General features: G+C 69.5%; 14 protein-coding genes. All 14 read right to left on the bottom strand.

Annotated elements, in window-relative coordinates; genetic code table 11:
* A complete protein-coding gene (locus tag AFER_RS03325; RefSeq protein ID WP_015798096.1) occupies window positions 1–1,656 on the bottom strand; it encodes a ribonuclease J in 1,656 nt (551 codons plus the stop codon).
* The gene (gene dapA, locus AFER_RS03320) at window positions 1,643–2,572 is read right to left on the bottom strand and encodes a 4-hydroxy-tetrahydrodipicolinate synthase (protein ID WP_015798095.1); all 930 of its coding nucleotides are present in this window, start codon (window positions 2,570–2,572) and stop codon (window positions 1,643–1,645) included. The genes AFER_RS03325 and dapA overlap by 14 nt, the downstream gene beginning before the upstream one ends.
* A 19-nt stretch (window positions 2,573–2,591) precedes the next feature.
* Window positions 2,592–3,392 carry a 4-hydroxy-tetrahydrodipicolinate reductase gene (dapB, locus tag AFER_RS03315; RefSeq protein WP_015798094.1) on the bottom strand — a complete coding sequence of 267 codons (801 nt, stop codon included), beginning with the start codon at window positions 3,390–3,392 and terminating at the stop codon, window positions 2,592–2,594.
* A 10-nt stretch (window positions 3,393–3,402) separates the two neighbouring features.
* Window positions 3,403–4,224 (bottom strand): inositol monophosphatase family protein, encoded by an 822-nt coding sequence (locus AFER_RS03310; protein ID WP_015798093.1) that lies wholly within the window; start codon window positions 4,222–4,224, stop codon window positions 3,403–3,405.
* A 180-nt stretch (window positions 4,225–4,404) separates the two neighbouring features.
* On the bottom strand, window positions 4,405–6,783 hold the full coding sequence (locus AFER_RS03305; protein ID WP_015798092.1) for a polyribonucleotide nucleotidyltransferase: 2,379 nt from the start codon (window positions 6,781–6,783) through the stop codon (window positions 4,405–4,407).
* Between the two features lie 60 nt (window positions 6,784–6,843).
* Window positions 6,844–7,101, bottom strand: a complete 258-nt coding sequence (gene rpsO / locus AFER_RS03300; RefSeq protein ID WP_015798091.1) for a 30S ribosomal protein S15 — start codon at window positions 7,099–7,101, stop codon at window positions 6,844–6,846.
* Window positions 7,102–7,178: 77 nt separating this feature from the next.
* Window positions 7,179–8,123 (bottom strand): bifunctional riboflavin kinase/FAD synthetase, encoded by a 945-nt coding sequence (locus tag AFER_RS03295; RefSeq protein WP_015798090.1) that lies wholly within the window; start codon window positions 8,121–8,123, stop codon window positions 7,179–7,181.
* Window positions 8,120–9,016 carry a tRNA pseudouridine(55) synthase TruB gene (gene truB, locus AFER_RS03290; RefSeq protein WP_015798089.1) on the bottom strand — a complete coding sequence of 299 codons (897 nt, stop codon included), beginning with the start codon at window positions 9,014–9,016 and terminating at the stop codon, window positions 8,120–8,122. The genes AFER_RS03295 and truB overlap by 4 nt, the downstream gene beginning before the upstream one ends.
* Window positions 8,988–9,371: a 30S ribosome-binding factor RbfA gene (gene rbfA, locus AFER_RS03285; protein ID WP_015798088.1), complete on the bottom strand. Its 384-nt coding sequence runs from the start codon at window positions 9,369–9,371 to the stop codon at window positions 8,988–8,990. The genes truB and rbfA overlap by 29 nt, the downstream gene beginning before the upstream one ends.
* A gap of 2 nt (window positions 9,372–9,373) precedes the next feature.
* On the bottom strand, window positions 9,374–12,031 hold the full coding sequence (infB, locus tag AFER_RS03280; protein WP_015798087.1) for a translation initiation factor IF-2: 2,658 nt from the start codon (window positions 12,029–12,031) through the stop codon (window positions 9,374–9,376).
* Window positions 12,032–12,087: 56 nt separating this feature from the next.
* On the bottom strand, window positions 12,088–12,342 hold the full coding sequence (locus AFER_RS03275) for a YlxR family protein (protein ID WP_171788942.1): 255 nt from the start codon (window positions 12,340–12,342) through the stop codon (window positions 12,088–12,090).
* Between the two features lie 20 nt (window positions 12,343–12,362).
* Window positions 12,363–13,355, bottom strand: coding sequence for a transcription termination factor NusA (nusA, locus tag AFER_RS03270; protein WP_015798085.1), 993 nt, complete (start codon window positions 13,353–13,355; stop codon window positions 12,363–12,365).
* Window positions 13,345–13,824, bottom strand: a complete 480-nt coding sequence (locus AFER_RS03265) for a ribosome maturation factor RimP (RefSeq protein WP_015798084.1) — start codon at window positions 13,822–13,824, stop codon at window positions 13,345–13,347. Before AFER_RS03265 ends, nusA begins: the two co-directional genes overlap by 11 nt.
* A gap of 102 nt (window positions 13,825–13,926) precedes the next feature.
* Window positions 13,927–15,645, bottom strand: coding sequence for a proline--tRNA ligase (locus AFER_RS03260; protein WP_015798083.1), 1,719 nt, complete (start codon window positions 15,643–15,645; stop codon window positions 13,927–13,929).
* Between the last annotated feature and the right edge of the window lie 3 nt (window positions 15,646–15,648).

The raw sequence follows: 15,648 nt of genomic DNA, 5'->3' as shown, positions 1-15,648 counted from the left end.
CTAGCCCTCGTCGATCCTCGTCACCATGGGCACCACGAGGGGGCGTCGCCGCGTGCGCTCGCGCACGAGTGCGCGGACCCGGGTGCGGATGAGCTCGGCGACCGCGTCCTCGGAACGCGGCTTCTCGTCACCGAGCGCTCCGACCAGCATCGCCCGAACCTCCGCGAGGAGCTCCTCCTCGCGCTCGTCGTGGATCCACCCGACCGAGGTCAGCTCGGGCTCACCGAGCGCGACCCCGTCGGGGCCGAGCGTCACCCCGACGATCACGACGCCCTCCTCCGACAGGTTGCGCCGCTCACGGAGCACCCCGCGCGAGACGTCCCCGACGACACCGTCGACGTAGAGGTACTCGCCCCATGGGGTGTCAGCCAGCTCGGCACCGTCGTCGCCGATGACGACCTCGGCCCCGTCCCGGGCGAGGATCACCCCACGACCGACGGCACCGGTGCGTTGCGCGAGCGCCGCGTGAGCGGAGAGGTGCCGATACTCGCCGTGCACCGGCACGAAGTAGTCGGGGCGGGCGAGCTCGACGACGAGGGCGAGCTCCTCCTGCTTGGCGTGACCGGTCGCGTGCACGAGCTCGCGTGCCGAGGTGACGACGGTTGCGCCGAGCCTCGTGAACTGGTTCACGAGCAAGTTGACGGCTGCCTCGTTGCCCGGGATCACGTCGGAGGAGAACACGACCACGTCGTCGCCACCGACGGCGAACCAGCGAGCGGGATCGAACGCGAGGTGGTGGAGCGCCGCCATGCGCTCCCCCTGCGATCCGGTCGCGATCACCGCCACGCTCGCGGGGTCGAGCTCGCGCACCTCGCGCGGATCGAGCGTGCGCTCGAAGAGTCGGGCATCGAGCAGACCGAGATCGATGCCGAGCTGGACGTTGCGCTGGAGTGAGCGACCGAGCAGCACGAGCCGTCGACCATGCTCGCGTGCCAGCGTGGCGACCTGCTGGATACGGTGCAGGTGCGACGAGAAGCAGGCCACGATCACACGAGCCGCGCCGTGGCGGTTGAACAGGTCCTCGAGCGCCGGTCCGACCGCTCGCTCCGAACGGGCATACCCGTCTTCGTCGGCGTTCGTCGAGTCCGACAGCAGCACGCGGATCCCAGGATCAGAACCGAGCGCCGCGATACGAGCGAGCCCCATGTGACGACCATCGAGCGGGGTGTGGTCGATCTTGAAGTCCCCGGTATGGAGCACGACCCCGGCTGGCGTCGTGAGCGCGACGGCGACGGCACCAGGGATCGAGTGGGTCACCGGGATGGCTTCGGCCTCGAAGGACCCCACCGACACGCGCGCCCCATCGGCGAGGATGCGAAGGTCCACATCCCCGAGGTCGTGCTCGCGCAGTCGATTGCGAACGAAGCCCAGGGTCACCTCGGAGCCCCACACCGGCACACGATGCTCGGCGAGCAAGAAGGGCAAGCCGCCGATGTGATCCTCGTGACCGTGGGTGACGATCACCGCCTCGAGCTCGACGTCGTCGAGGCCCGCGAGGTTCGGCAGCACGAGGTCGACCCCCGGCATGTCGGCCTTGGGGAACATCACGCCGAAGTCGATGAGCACCCCCCGTCCGTCCACACTCACGAGTGCGGCGTTGCGGCCGATCTCACCCAGCCCTCCGAGGAAGCGAATGTGCAGCTCAGGCCTTGACACGAAGCTCGATGCCTTCCTTGTCGGCCTGTGCGTGGAGATCGGCGAGGACGCTGCGCGCCTCGTCGATCAGCGTGGGCGTCGGATCGATGAGCGGCGATCGACAGACCGGCTCGGCAAGACCCAATGCGGCGAGCATCGCCTTGGTCGGGATGGGGTTCGGGTAGGCGAGCTGGTTCTCGAAGCGATAGGACGCCTCGAGCGCCGCGTTCAGCCGCCGGGCTCGCTCCCAGTCCCCCGAGCGCGCAGCCTCGATCATCACCCGCTGGAGCGGGCCGGCCCAGTGACCCGCAACCGAGACCACGCCCACCGCCCCGATCGCGAGGTAGGGCAAGACGAGGGCATCGTCGCCGCAGTAGAGCACGAACCCATCGGGCGCCTCGGCCACCAGTGCGGCAGCTGCCGCGAGGTCGCCGGAGGCATCCTTCAGGCCGACCACGTTCGTCGACGTCCGAGCGAGCTCACGCGTCGTCTCGGGCTCGAGTCGACGCCCGGTGCGCGCGGGCACGTCGTAGAGCAGCACGGGCAAGCTCGTCGCTCGGGCGATCTGGCCGAAGTGACGCACGAGACCGGCCTGGGGAGGACGGTTGTAGTAGGGAACGACGGCAAGGATTCCCTTGGCCCCGGCCCGCTCGGCGGCGTCGACGAGCCGGAGCGAGTGCGCCGTGTCGTTGGTGGTCGCCCCCGCGATGACCGGCACGTCGACCGCGGCTGCAACCACCCGCCACAGCGTGGCCCGTTCGTCGTCGCTGAGCGTTGCCGACTCACCCGTCGAGCCGGTCACGACGATCGCGCTCGATCCCTGGTCCACGAGCCATCTGGCAACGCGCTCTGCGGCCGCGAGGTCGAGCGCGCCATCGGTGCCAAATGGCGTCGCCATCGCCGTGATCTCCGGTCCGAACGCCACCGTTGGTGCCACGGCCAACCTCCCGTTCCTCTCAGAGCAGCTCGTCGATCCCGAGCACCAGCCCCCGAACCTCACCGACACGGCGCAGCGCGAGCAGCACACCGGGGACGAACGAACTGCGATCCAGCGTATCGTGACGCACGGCCAGCGTTTGTCCGCGAAGGCCGAAGATCACCTCGTGATGGGCGATCGCACCCTCGACGCGCAGCGCATGGATGCGGATGTCGCCAGGCCCGAGCGCACCTCGTGCGCCAGCGAGGACCTCGTGCGTGGTCGGATCCGCGACGAGGGGCCCCGCCTCGGCTGCCTCGCGAGCCTCACGAGCCACCCGAGCGAGCTCGCGGGAGGTTCCCGAAGGAGCGTCGCGCTTGGCACTGTGGTGCGCCTCGACGATCTCGATCGAGTCCACGTACGGTGCCACGAGGCGCACGCAGCGCTCGAGCAGGACGGCACCGATCGAGAAATTGGCCGCGATGATGCAGCCGGCTCCGGACGCCTCGTACGCCCGACCGATGACCTCGATGTCCTCGGGCGTGAAGCCGGTCGTCCCGACCACAGCCGGGATGGCGGCCTCGGCCAGGCGCACGAGTGCGGGTCGCGCAGCCTCCGCGACCGAGAAGTCCACGACGGCGTCCACCCCAGCACGCAGGCACGCCTCGAGGTCGCCCACGACCACCAAGCCACCGGCCGGCCGACCGATCACCTGACCGAGGTCGATGCCGGCCAACCTCGGATCGACGGCGACGGCGAGCTCGAGGTCCGGCTGGTCCAGAATCTCCCGACACAGCACCTGACCGACTCGACCGCCAGCACCGAGGACCCCGACACGCATGGCGCAAAGCCTAGGAGGCGGACACGTCCCCGACCGGCCCTCTGACGTCGGCGAGAACCTCGCCGAGGCGCTCGCTGAGCTCTTCGAACAGCCCTGGCGGACCCGCAACGGTCAGCGCGTCGTCGCCGATGCCCACGAGGTCGGTCGCCACGAGGCCTCCCGCCTCGCGCACCACCAAAGCACCGGCAGCCTCGTCCCATGGCTTCAAGCCGGTCTCGAAGTAGGCATCCAACCTGCCAGCCGCCGTCCAGCACAGATCGAGCGCAGCCGCCCCGAAGCGGCGCACGTCGCGCACCTGATCGATCATCGCCGCCAGCACTCGGCCCTGGACGGCGCGGACCGAAGCGTCGTAGGCGAAGCCGGTGCCGACGAGGGCGTCGGCCAGCGGCACCGATGGTCGCACGGCGAGGCGTGTGTCGCCGAGCCAGGCGCCCTGCCCGCGAACCGCGATGAACGTCTCGTCTGACCCAAGGTCCCACACCACCCCCACCAGTGCGCCGGATGCGTCGAGCGCGGCGATCGAGATGGCTGCATACGGGATCGCGTAGGTGAAGTTGACCGTGCCGTCGATCGGGTCGACGAGCCACCTGAGCCGCCCCGGCTCACCGGCCGAACCGAACTCCTCGCCGACGACGAGATCGTGGGGACGCACGCCGAGGATGGCATCTCGCACGGCGCGCTCGATCGCTCGATCCGTCGCGGTCACCGGGTCCGACCGGCTCGACTTCGTCGCCAGCACCGCTCGCGAATCCGTGCGCCACAGGGCCTGCCTCCCCGCATCGAGCGCGGCGAGGGCGACGTCGAGAACCGGGTGGTCGATGGGAGGGGCCATGGGCTGGACCCTAGCGGACCCACCCGAGAGGACCGTGCCCGTCCCACACCCCAGTCGCTGCCCTCCGCGAGAACGTCATGATCGGTACTGCCGCCGATGGCGCCCCCAGACGCCAGAGCGCCGGCCAGCTGCTGCTGGCCGGCGCTCGGACACACGACGAGTCGCCCCGAAGGGGCTCACCTACTGGAGGTCGCCGAGTTCGCGCTGGATCTCCGACTCGAAGCGGTCCTCGAACGACACGGCGTTGGCCGGAGCCGACGACGATCCACGACGGTCGTTGCCGGGGCGCTCGTCACGCCGATGGCGACGATCGGAGCCCTCACGCCCCGAGGTCCGCGACGCGCCGGCGTGCGACGAGCCGGCATGGGACGCGCCAGCGTGGGCTGGAGTCTCACCGTTCTCGTCGTCGACGATCGAGAGCGAGAGCTTGCCCGACGGATCGATGTCGTCGACGCGCACCTTGAGCACCTGGCCCATCTCGAGGACGTCTTCGACGCGCTCGACGCGCTTGCCGCGTCCGAGCTTCGAGATGTGCACGAGGCCATCCTTGCCGGGGAGGACGTTGACGAAGGCGCCGAACTTGGTCATGCCGACGACCTTGCCCTCGTAGACCTCGCCGAGGGTGGCCTGCGGCGGGTTGAGGATCAGCTGGATCCGCCGCTCCGCCTCGCGCGCTGCCTCGATGTCACGCGCACCGATGACCACGGTTCCGACCACGCCGTCGTCGTCGATCGAGACGTCGGCACCCGTCTCTTGCTGCAGCGTGTTGATGGTCTTGCCCTTCGGGCCGATGATCTCACCGACCTTGTCGAGCGGCACCTGGAAGGTGATGAGCCGCGGAGCGGTCTCGGCCACCTCCGAACGCGGCGCCGGGATGACGGCGAGCATCTGATCGAGGATCGACACGCGGGCCTGGCGCGCCTGCTCGAGGGCGGCCGCGAGCACCTCCGAGGGGATCCCGTCGATCTTGGTGTCGAGCTGCAGTGCGGTCACGAACTCCCGGGTACCTGCCACCTTGAAGTCCATGTCACCGAAGGCATCCTCGGCACCCAGAATGTCCGTCAGGGTCGTGTAGACACCGTCGTGGGCGATGAGGCCCATCGCGATGCCCCCCACGGCCGCCCGGATCGGCACGCCCGCGTCCATCAGCGACAACGTCGAGCCGCACACGGACGCCATGGAGGTCGAACCGTTGGAACTCAGCACCTCCGACACGAGGCGAAGGGCATACGGGAACTCGGACTCCGGCGGCAGCACCGGCACGAGCGCGCGCTCGGCGAGCAGGCCATGACCGATCTCGCGACGCTTGGGTCCTCGCATGAAGCCCGTCTCGCCGGTCGCAAACGGCGGCATGTTGTAGTGGTGCATGTAGCGCTTTTCCTCGTCGACCCCGAGGGTGTCGAGTTGCTGGTTCATGCGCGGCATGCCGAGCGTGCAGATGTTGAGCACTTGGGTCTCGCCCCGCTGGAAGAGGCCCGAACCATGCGCCGTCGGGATGAGTCCCACTTCGATGAGGAGCGGACGGATGGTCGTCGTGTCGCGTCCGTCGATCCGCACGCCCTCGCGCGTGATGCGCTCGCGCACGATCTCCTTGGTGACCCGACGGATCGCAGCCCGCACCTCTCGCTCGCGCTCGGGGAACTCGTCGGCGAGTTCAGCCCAGATGGCATCGCCAGCGGCGTCGAGGGCATCTTGGCGCGTCACCTTGTCGGTGTGCGCGTTGGCCGCGGCCAGTCGCTCGCGACCGACCTCGTTCACGCGGACGAGCACGTCCTCTTCGTAGTCGCGCATCGGCGTCCACGCAAAGGTCGGCCGATGATCGAGCTTGGCGACCAGCTCCTCTTGCAGCTCGATGCTCTCGCGGATCCACTGCTTCGCAGCGACGAGCCCCTCCGCGACCGTCGCTTCGGTCGGGATGGCGGCGTTCGCCTCGAATGCGCCCCAGGTCGCCTCGGTGCCACCCGCCTCGACCATCATGATCGCGATGTCGGTACCGTCCGAGGTCTTGCGCCCGGCGACGACGAGCTCGAAGCTCGAGGCATCGCCCTGCTGGAACGTCGGGAACGGAATCCAGCTCCCATCGGCTGCGAGCGCGACGCGCACCGCGCCGATCGGCCCCTCGAAGGGCAGCCCCGACACCATGAGCGCGGCCGAGGCCGCGTTGATGGCGAGCACGTCGTGTGGATTGACGAGGTCGGCACCGAGCACGGTCGCCACCACGTGCACCTCGTTGCGAAAGCCATCGGCGAACGATGGTCGCAGTGGACGGTCGATGAGGCGTGCCGTCAGGATCGCCTGGTCCGTGGCACGACCCTCGCGGCGGAAGAACGAACCGGGGATCTTGCCCGCGGCGTACATGCGCTCTTCGACGTCGACGGTCAACGGAAAGAAGTCGATACCCTCGCGCACGTGCTTGGCCCCAGTGGCGGTCACGAGCACGGTGGTGCCGCCGAGGCGCGCGACCACAGCTCCGTTGGCCTGGAGGGCAAGCTTGCCCGTCTCGAAGCGCAACGGCGAGGGTACCCCGGTCAGCTGACGCTCAACCGAGATGAATGACATGGATGCTCCTTGTGGGAGAGACAGGGACCGGCTGCAGTCGCCTCGTCGCTCGTGCGGCGCCTAGCGGCGGATGCCGAGTTCCGCGATCAGGGTCCGATACCGCTCGACGTCCTGCGAACGCAGGTAGTTGAGCAGTCGGCGGCGGCGACCGATCATCATCATGAGGCCGCGACGGGTGTGGTGATCACCCTTGTGAACCTTCAGATGCTCGGTCAGGTGGGCGATGCGCTCGGTCAGCAGCGCGACTTGAACCTCCGGTGAACCGGTGTCGTGCTCGCTGCGCCCGAACTTCGCGATCGTCTCCGCCTTGGAACCCATGGGTTGGTCACTGTCCCTTCGTGTGTCGTGCCTGGACGCTCCAGGCGTACGTGATGATGCTACAGCCAGGCAGTAGCCTACCTGCCCTCGAGGTCTCCCACGCGCACACGGACCTCGGCGACGTCGGCGTGCATCTGCGCGATCAGCTCCTCCACACCCGCGAAGGCGACTTGCCCTCGGAGCCGGGAGTCGAACGCCACCTCCAACGACTGACCATAGAGGTCGACGTCGGCGTCCAGCAGGTGGACCTCGAGGAGCCGGAGGCCGTCGGTCGGGTAGAACGTCGGCCTCGTCCCGAGCGAGATCGCAGCAGCCCAGCGACCCGAGTCGTTCCACGCCCATCCGGCATAGACGCCATCGGGCGGACTCGCATAGGACGAAGAGACGACGACGTTGGCCGTCGGGAAGCCGAGTTCTCGACCGCGGCCATCCCCCGCGACGACGACACCTTCGACCGCGTAAGCACGGCCCAGCAGGCGCGAGGCCTCGACGAGGTCCCCCGAGGCGACCGTCGCACGGATCCGACTCGAGGACACCACCTCGCCGTCGTCGTCGACCAACTCCTCGACGTCGACCGAGAAGCCGAGGTCGCGACCCATGGCGACGAGGTCGGCAGGGCGACCCGCCCCTCGGGCACCGAAGGTGAAGTTGGCGCCGACGACGACGTGGGTCGCACCGAGCCTGGACGCGAGCACCTCGGCGGCGAAGGACGCGGGCGCCTGCTGAGCGCGTTCGGGTCCGAAGTGCAGCAGATACAGCACGCCGACGCCCTGAGACGCGAGCACACGATCGCGCTGCAGTGGCGTCATGATGAGCGGCGGCACTCGCTCGGGTGCGAGCAAGCGCAGGGGGTGGCGATCGAAACTCACCACGACCAAGGGCAGGCGTGCTCGACGCGCGACGTCGCGTGCGACGCGGATGAGTCGCTGGTGTCCGAGGTGCAGACCATCGAAGGTCCCGATGGTCACGACGGAACTGGGGACGACGAAGGCAGGGTCATCGAGCTCTCGAACCACGATCATGCCCGCGCAACTCCCGCATCGACGAGCACCACGCGCGGTGCGAGCACGTGGCCGTCACAGCTCGCCACCCCCAACCACGAACCCTCGGCACCGACGAGCACGTCGCCCTCGTCGAGACCCGACGGCGCCTCGATGCGCTGACCATGGAGGAACCTCGTGGCGTCGACCCCGTCGAGTTCGACACGGCCGAGACCAGCGAGCGCCAGCGGAAGCGGGACCGGTGTCGCTCGCTCGAGGTCCTCGAGCCCCACCGCCTGGGCGACCTCCAGCCGACCGACACGCTCGCGCCGAAGCGACGCGAGCGTCGCGGGCGTGCCGAGCGCCTCACCGAGGTCACGTACCAGCGAGCGGAGGTAGGTTCCGGGGCCACAGGTGACGGTGAGCTCGACGCGAACGCCCTGGGGCTCCCCTGGGCCGCCATCGCGCCAGATCGCACCCACCTCGATCTCGTCGATGCGAACCCGCCGACGAGGCAACGTGACGTCCTCACCCCGGCGAGCCCGCACGTAGGCACGCTCGCCGTCGAGGTGCAGCGCGCTGTAGGCCGGTGGCACCTGGTCGTAACCCGGCACGAAGCGACGGCACGCCGTCACCACGGCCTCGCGGGTCGGCTCCTCGACCGGTCGCCGATCGACGACGACACCGTCGAGATCGTCGGTATCGGTCGCAACGCCGAGGAGCGCGACGGCCCGATAGCGCTTCGTCTGGGCCTCGAGGTAGCGGAGCAGCCGGGTCGCGCGATCGACACCGAGCACGAGCAGTCCGCTCGCCATCGGATCGAGCGTCCCGGCGTGACCGACGCGCCGCGTGCCGAACGCACGCCGAGCTCGAGCCACGACGTCGTGGGAGGTCGGGCCGCTCGGCTTATCGACGAGGTAGATGCCCTGGATCATCCGTCGCTGCCTCGTGGACGCGGCGGAACACCGCCTCGAGCTCCTCGACGGCGGCAAGTTGCGCGTCAAGGCCGAAGCGCAGGGCGGGCGTGCGCTTGAGGCGCACCTCCCGTGCCACCGCACGCTGGAGCTCTCCGCGAGCGTCGTCCAGCGCCTCGAGCGTCTCCGCCGTTCCCGACGCGATCAGCACGTCGGCGTGGCGCAGATCGCTGCTCACGACGACGTGGGTCACCGTGACGAAGGCGAGCCGCTCGTCGCGATCGACGAGGCGCTCCAGCGCCTCAGCGATCACCTCTTGGAGGACGGCGGCGACCCGTTCGGTCCGCGCGTACGGATGGGTTGCGCGTCTGCCCACGCTCACCCCCGCGGGATTTCACGCAGCTCGAACGCCTCGATGATGTCGCCTGCATGGAGGTCCTGGAAATCGGAGAGCCCAACGCCGCACTCGAACCCGGCCTGGACCTCGCGCACGTCCTCCTTGAAGCGGCGCAGCGAGGAGATCGTCCCCTTCCACAGCACGACCCCGTCTCGGAGGAATCGCACGCGGCCACCACGGGTCAAGGTTCCGTTGCGCACGTAGCACCCTGCGACGGCACCGACGCGCGGGATCCGGAAGACCTCGCGAACCTCGGCCTCGCCGACGACCACCTCCTCGAACTCCGGCTTGAGCATGCCGACCACGGCCGCCTCGATGTCCTCGATCACCTGGTAGATGATCTCGTAGGTACGGATCTCCACGTGACGGACCTCGGCGGCCTCACGCGCTCGGCGATCCGGCCGGACGTTGAACCCGATGATGAGTGCGTGCGACGCCGCCGCGAGCGTGACGTCGTTCTCGGTGATCCCACCGACGGCCTTGTGGATGATCTCGAGTCGCACCTCGTCGCGCGAGAGCTTCGCGAGCGCATCCGAGAGCGCCTCGAGGCTGCCCTGGACGTCGGCCTTGACGATGAGGTTGAGGGTAGGGACCTCGCCTTGTTGGATCTGTTCGAAGATGTCCTCGAGCCGCACGCCCTGTGCGCCGACCGCCCGGTTGGCGTTCGCCGCCAACCGCAGCCGCTGCTCGCGCGCTTCGCCGATCTCCCTGGCGTGCGAGATCTCGGCCGTCACGCGGAACGGATCACCCGCGCTCGGCACCTCCGAGAACCCGAGGACCTGGACCGGCGTCGACGGGCCGGCATCGGAGACCTTCTCTCCCCGATCGCTGATGAGCGCCTTGGCCTTGCCCCATGCCTGGCCGGCGACCACGGGATCACCGACGTGCAGGGTGCCGCCCTGCACCAACACGGTTGCGACCGGACCACGACCGACGTCGAGGTGTCCCTCGAGCACCACACCGCGAGCCCGACCCGTCGGGTTGGCACGCAGCTCGAGGACCTCGGCCAGCACGAGCACCTGCTCGAGCAGCTCGTCGATCCCGAGACTCTGCAGCGCCGACACCTGCACCGTGATGGTGTCGCCACCCCAGGCCTCGGGCACGAGGCCGTGCTCGGAGAGCTGCTGCATGACCCGATTCGGATCCGCGTCAGGACGGTCGATCTTGTTGATCGCGACGATGATCGGCACGCCCGCCGCCTTGGCGTGGTTGATGGCCTCCACGGTCTGGGGCATGACACCGTCGTCGGCCGCGACGACCAAGATGACGATGTCCGTGACGCTCGCGCCACGCGCACGCATCGCCGTGAAGGCCTCGTGACCAGGGGTGTCGATGAAGGTGATGCGACCCCCCTCGACATCGACCTGGTAGGCACCGATGTGCTGGGTGATGCCACCGGCCTCGCCCGCCACGACGTTCGTGTGGCGAATGCGATCGAGCAGCAACGTCTTGCCGTGGTCGACGTGCCCCATGACCGTGACGACGGGAGGGCGGACCACCTCGGCCGTCGGATCGAGGGTCTCATCGACATCGAGATACTTGGCGGCGAGCTGCGCTTCTTGCTCTTGCCCGGGATCGACGAGGCGCACCTTCGCGCCCAGCTCCGCCGCGTACAGCTCGATCATCTCGTCGGTGAGGCTCTGGGTCGCCGTGACCATCTCGCCCTGCATGAGCAAGAAGCGCACGAGGTCGCCCGGCGAGCGGTTGAGCTTGGGGGCAACCTCTTGGGCCGTCGAGCCCCGCTCGATGATGACCTCGTAGTCAGGGACCGGATCGTTCGACGGGACATAGGCCGTCGCTCGGGTCGGCTCGAGCTCCTCGAACTCCTTGCGCGAGATGCGCCGCCGACTCTTGTTCGGACGCACGCCACGGCCCCGACCGCCACCGGGACGGCCAGCGAACGCACCGGCTGCGCCCCCGAATCGGGGCGTGCTGACGCCGCCGCCACCGCGGGCCGGCGGCCGGATCCCACCCCCCATCGGGGGGCGCCCGCCACCGGTTCCGGGGCGCCCGGCACCCGGACGCGACCCGCCCACAGGGCGCCCGGACCCCTCGCGAGCCGGTCGGCCGCGTCCGTCGCGTGGACCTTGTGGACGTGGTGGCGGAGGGATCGGCTTACCCGACGGCGACAGCGGTCGCCCGCCCGGGGGTGGTGGGATCGGATTCCCCGATGGCGAGAGCGGGCCCTGACGTCGCGGCGCCGCCTGCTCCGGCGCTCGACCCGCGTTCTCGATGGCAGCCTGCTCGGCCTCTTCGCGCTTGGCCGCCTCTTCGGCGATCACCGCGGCGAGGTCGGGGCGCCGCTCGGGTGCGCTCGCCACGACCGGCTCCGATATCTCGGGAGCCGCCACCGGCTCGGGCTCACGAACGCTCGGTGGCGTGGTCGGCGCGCTCGGCGGGGCCACCTGGGGGGTCGTTGCCTCGGCGTAGATGCCGAGATGATCTCGCTGCGCGCGACGTCGGATCCGGTCTGCATGGGCCTCCTCGACGCTCGAGGAGTGGTTCTTCACGTCCACGCCCAACGCGAGGCACAGATCCAGCGCCTCCTTGTTGGAGAGACCGAGTTCCTTCGCGATTTCGTACACTCTGAGCTTGCGCGCCAACTGGTTGCCCTTGCCTCCGAACCGATGCGGACCCACGCCCGCGCACCTGTCTGCCCACGAGCGCCGACAGCACTACGTGAGTCACTTCGAGCCTAGGCGCTCGACGCGCCGTGCCCAGCGATCGCCGCTCGCCAGGCCTGGCGCACGCCCTCGTCGACGAGCTCGCCGTCCGACGGGGCGAGTCGCAGCGCTCGTCGGAGCCGTCCATGCGCGAGCGCGCGCTCGAGGCACGCCTCCCGCGGACAGATCCACGCACCGCGCCCAGGCCCCGCCCCGACCGCGAGGCGCCCCTCCACCACGTGCACCCGCACGAGGTCCGACGCAGAACGCCGGGCCCGACAACCCACGCACATCCGTTGCGGGGGCGCTATGGCTGACCCTCCTGGCGGCCCTCGACCTCGCTCTGGGGCCGAATCTCGAGGTGGGTGCCGGTGAGACGAGCGGCAAGGCGCGCGTTCTGGCCCTCGCGGCCGATGGCGAGCGACAGCTGATCGTCAGGCACGACCACGAGCGCATCGCGACCCTCGACGGTCGCAGAGAGGGCGTGCGCTGGTACGATCGCCCGCTCGACGAACTCCGCGAGATCCTCGGAGAACGGGACGATGTCGACCTTCTCCCCCAAGAGCTCGTTCACCACGGTGTGGACGCGTGATCCCCGAGCACCGACACAGGCTCCGACCGGATCGACCGAGCGATCGTTCGACCACACCGCGATCTTGGTCCGATGACCAGGCTCGCGCGCGATGGCCTTGACCTCGACGACACCACTCGCGATCTCGGGCACCTCCACCTCGAAGAGGCGCCGGACCAAGCCGGGGTGCGTTCTCGACACGACGATCTGTGGACCCTTGATGGACCGTCGCACCTCGACGATGTAGGCCTTCAAACGCTGGTTCACCGAGTAGCGCTCGTTCGACGGGCTCTCGGAGTGCGGCATGATCGCCTCGATCTTGCCGAGGTCGAGCAGCGTGAACCGCGGGTCGATCTGGGACACGATCCCCGTGACCACGTCCCCCTCGCGCCCGGCGTACTCCTCGTACTTCTGCTCGCGTTCGGCCTCGCGGATCTTCTGCAGCATGACCTGCTTGGCAGCCTGGGCCGCGATGCGCCCGAAGTCGCGAGGCGTGTCCTCCCACTCGCGAACGACGGTACCGTTCTCGTCGAGCTCCTGGCAGATCACCCGGATCGTCCCGCTCGCGGGATCGATCTCGACGTAGGCCTCCTCGGCAGCGCCGGGCCGCCGCTTGTAGGCGGCAGCGAGCGCGTTGGCGAGCGACTCGAGGAGCGTCTCGACCGACAGGCCCTTCTCCCGAGCGATCACCTCGAGCGCGTCCATCACCTCTGGGTTCTCAACGGCCATCGTTCCTCCCGCTGCGCTCCGGATCCAGCTCGTCTGCACCATCGGTCCCCAACGACCACGTCGTCTGGGCCTCGCGCACCTCGCCCCACGCGATGCGCTGCGGCTCGCCGTCGACCTCGACGATCAGCTCGTCGCCCTCGACCCCCACGAGCACACCCCCGAGCCGACCGCCCTCGCGTCGGATCGCGACGCTTCGGCCGAGCACGGCACGCGCCTGCTCGATCCTGCGCAGTCGCCGTTCCAGGCCCGGGCTCGACACCTCGACCGCCACGTCTCCAAGCTCGGAGCGAACGACGGTGACCACGTCCCGTGACACCTGCTCGAGTTCGTCCAGGCTCGGCGCGCTCGCATCGTCGTGTTCGACGAAGACCGCGACGGAACCTGGCCGCACCACGAGGTCGGCGACCTGGAGCGCCGCACCGGCGAGTCGCTCGTCGAGCGCCGTCCATAGTGCGTGGCTGTCCGCCATGTCCCCTCCCCTCGCCGAGCGAGCCGCGCAGGTGACGAAAAAACGTGGGCCGAAGCCCACGTCACCCCGGCCCCTGCAACGAGCCCGGAGGGAGTATAGCGCTCAGTCGGCGCGCTCGCCGATGCGACCGGCCTCGGCGTCGACCGCCTGGGCCACATCGCGAAGCTGAACGGTGAGCGTCCGCCCATCGACGCGGTTGCGAAGCTCGACCTCGCCACGCGCCAGCGAACGCGCACCGACGACCACCCACAGGGGCGCACCGACGAGTTCTTGATCCCTGGCCGCCACGCCGAAGCTCAGCCCCCGATCCTCGAGCAGCACCCGGCGCCCCATCCGTTCGAGCTCTTCGGCGATGTTCGCAGCGGTCGCCGCGACGTCGTCACTGCTGCCGGCAGGCACGACGGCGACCTGGAACGGGGCGATCTCGAGCGGCCACGCCAGGCCACCGTCTCGCTGGTACTCCTCGGCGATGACGGCGATGAGACGACTCACGCCGATGCCGTAGCAGCCCATCCAGAACGGATGGGTCGCCCCGTCCTCGCCGACGAAGGTCCCCCGGCTCATGCGCGACGAATAGAGCTGCCCGAGTTGGAAGGTGTGCCCCACCTCGACCGCGCGAACCAGCGCCAGGGGAGCGCCACAGCGCGGGCAGGGATCCCCGTCGACGACCTCGACCACCTCGATCCAGTCGTCGACCTCGAAGTCCACGCCGACGCGCACACCGACGACGTGCTCGCCCTCGGCGTTGTTACCGGTCGCCCACCACGGACGCTCTCGGATCATCGGGTCGGCGACGATCCGCACGCCGGCTTCTCGCATCCCGACCGGCCCCACGTAGCCGAGGAAGAACGGACCTTCGGGCCGGAACGCTTCCTCACCGGCAAGCCGCCAACCCCGTGGCAGCCTCACGCTGCGCTGCCCGGGCACGAGCACGAGCGTCGTCCGGCCCGCGTCGTCGTAGGCGACCATGCACTTGAGCATCCCGTCATCGTCGACGGGTGCCCCCTCGGCGCGCAGTGCCGCGATCGCCTCGCGCACCCCTGGAGCCCCCGGCGTCGCATACACCCTCGGCTGCTCGATGGGGGGCAGCACTCGATCGGGCCCCCGGCCACGCCGAGCCGCCTCCACGTTGGCCTGGTACCCGCACGCACGACAGGACGCGAAGTGATCCTCCCCGATGGCCGAGGGCACCATGAACTCGTGGTTCACGTCCCCGCCGATCGCGCCCGCGTCCGCCTCGACCGGCACGGCCTTCAAGCCCAGTCGGCGATACACGCGCAGGTAAGCCTCGTAGACGCGCTGGTAGGAGACACGCATGTGCTCGCGGTCCACATCGAACGTGTAGCCGTCGGCCATGACGAACTCACGGGTGCGCATCAAGCCGAACCGCGCTCTCGGCTCGTCACGGAACTTGGTCTGGATCTGGTAGACGAAGGCTGGCAGGCTCCGGTAGCTCGCGAGGTCCGGCCCGACGGCGGCGATGACCGCCTCCTCGTGCGTCGGACCGAGCACCAAGGAGCCGAGCTTCGAATCCACCCGCATGAGCACGTCGTCCATGGTGACGTTGCGACCGGTCTCCTGCCAGAGCTCCACCGGGTGCAGCGCCGGAAGGAGCAGCTGGTTGCCGCCCGCGCGGTCGAACTCCTCGGCCACGATCGCGCCGATGCGCTCGAGGACCCGAAAGCCGAGGGGCAACAGGCTCCAGACCCCACTCGCCAGCGCCCGCATGTAGCCACCGCGTACGAGCAGACGGTGCGAGGCGACCTCGGCGTCGCGTGGGTCCTCCCGTTGGGTGGCGAAGACGAGGTCGGAGGCGCGCATGGC

It is taken from the genome of Acidimicrobium ferrooxidans DSM 10331 (genome assembly GCF_000023265.1).
GTDB classification, from domain to species: Bacteria; Actinomycetota; Acidimicrobiia; order Acidimicrobiales; family Acidimicrobiaceae; genus Acidimicrobium; species Acidimicrobium ferrooxidans.
This window is presented reverse-complemented; position numbering and strand designations above follow the sequence as displayed.

Coding starts and splice junctions, on each gene's coding strand:
- rpsO (WP_015798091.1), bottom strand. CDS start 7,101: ATGGGTTCCAAGGCGGAGACGATCGCGAAGTTCGGGCGCAGCGAGCAC.
- nusA (WP_015798085.1), bottom strand. CDS start 13,355: ATGGCCGTTGAGAACCCAGAGGTGATGGACGCGCTCGAGGTGATCGCT.
- AFER_RS03295 (WP_015798090.1), bottom strand. CDS start 8,123: ATGATCGTGGTTCGAGAGCTCGATGACCCTGCCTTCGTCGTCCCCAGT.
- AFER_RS03305 (WP_015798092.1), bottom strand. CDS start 6,783: ATGTCATTCATCTCGGTTGAGCGTCAGCTGACCGGGGTACCCTCGCCG.
- AFER_RS03310 (WP_015798093.1), bottom strand. CDS start 4,224: ATGGCCCCTCCCATCGACCACCCGGTTCTCGACGTCGCCCTCGCCGCG.
- AFER_RS03265 (WP_015798084.1), bottom strand. CDS start 13,824: ATGGCGGACAGCCACGCACTATGGACGGCGCTCGACGAGCGACTCGCC.
- truB (WP_015798089.1), bottom strand. CDS start 9,016: ATGATCCAGGGCATCTACCTCGTCGATAAGCCGAGCGGCCCGACCTCC.
- dapB (WP_015798094.1), bottom strand. CDS start 3,392: ATGCGTGTCGGGGTCCTCGGTGCTGGCGGTCGAGTCGGTCAGGTGCTG.
- AFER_RS03260 (WP_015798083.1), bottom strand. CDS start 15,645: ATGCGCGCCTCCGACCTCGTCTTCGCCACCCAACGGGAGGACCCACGC.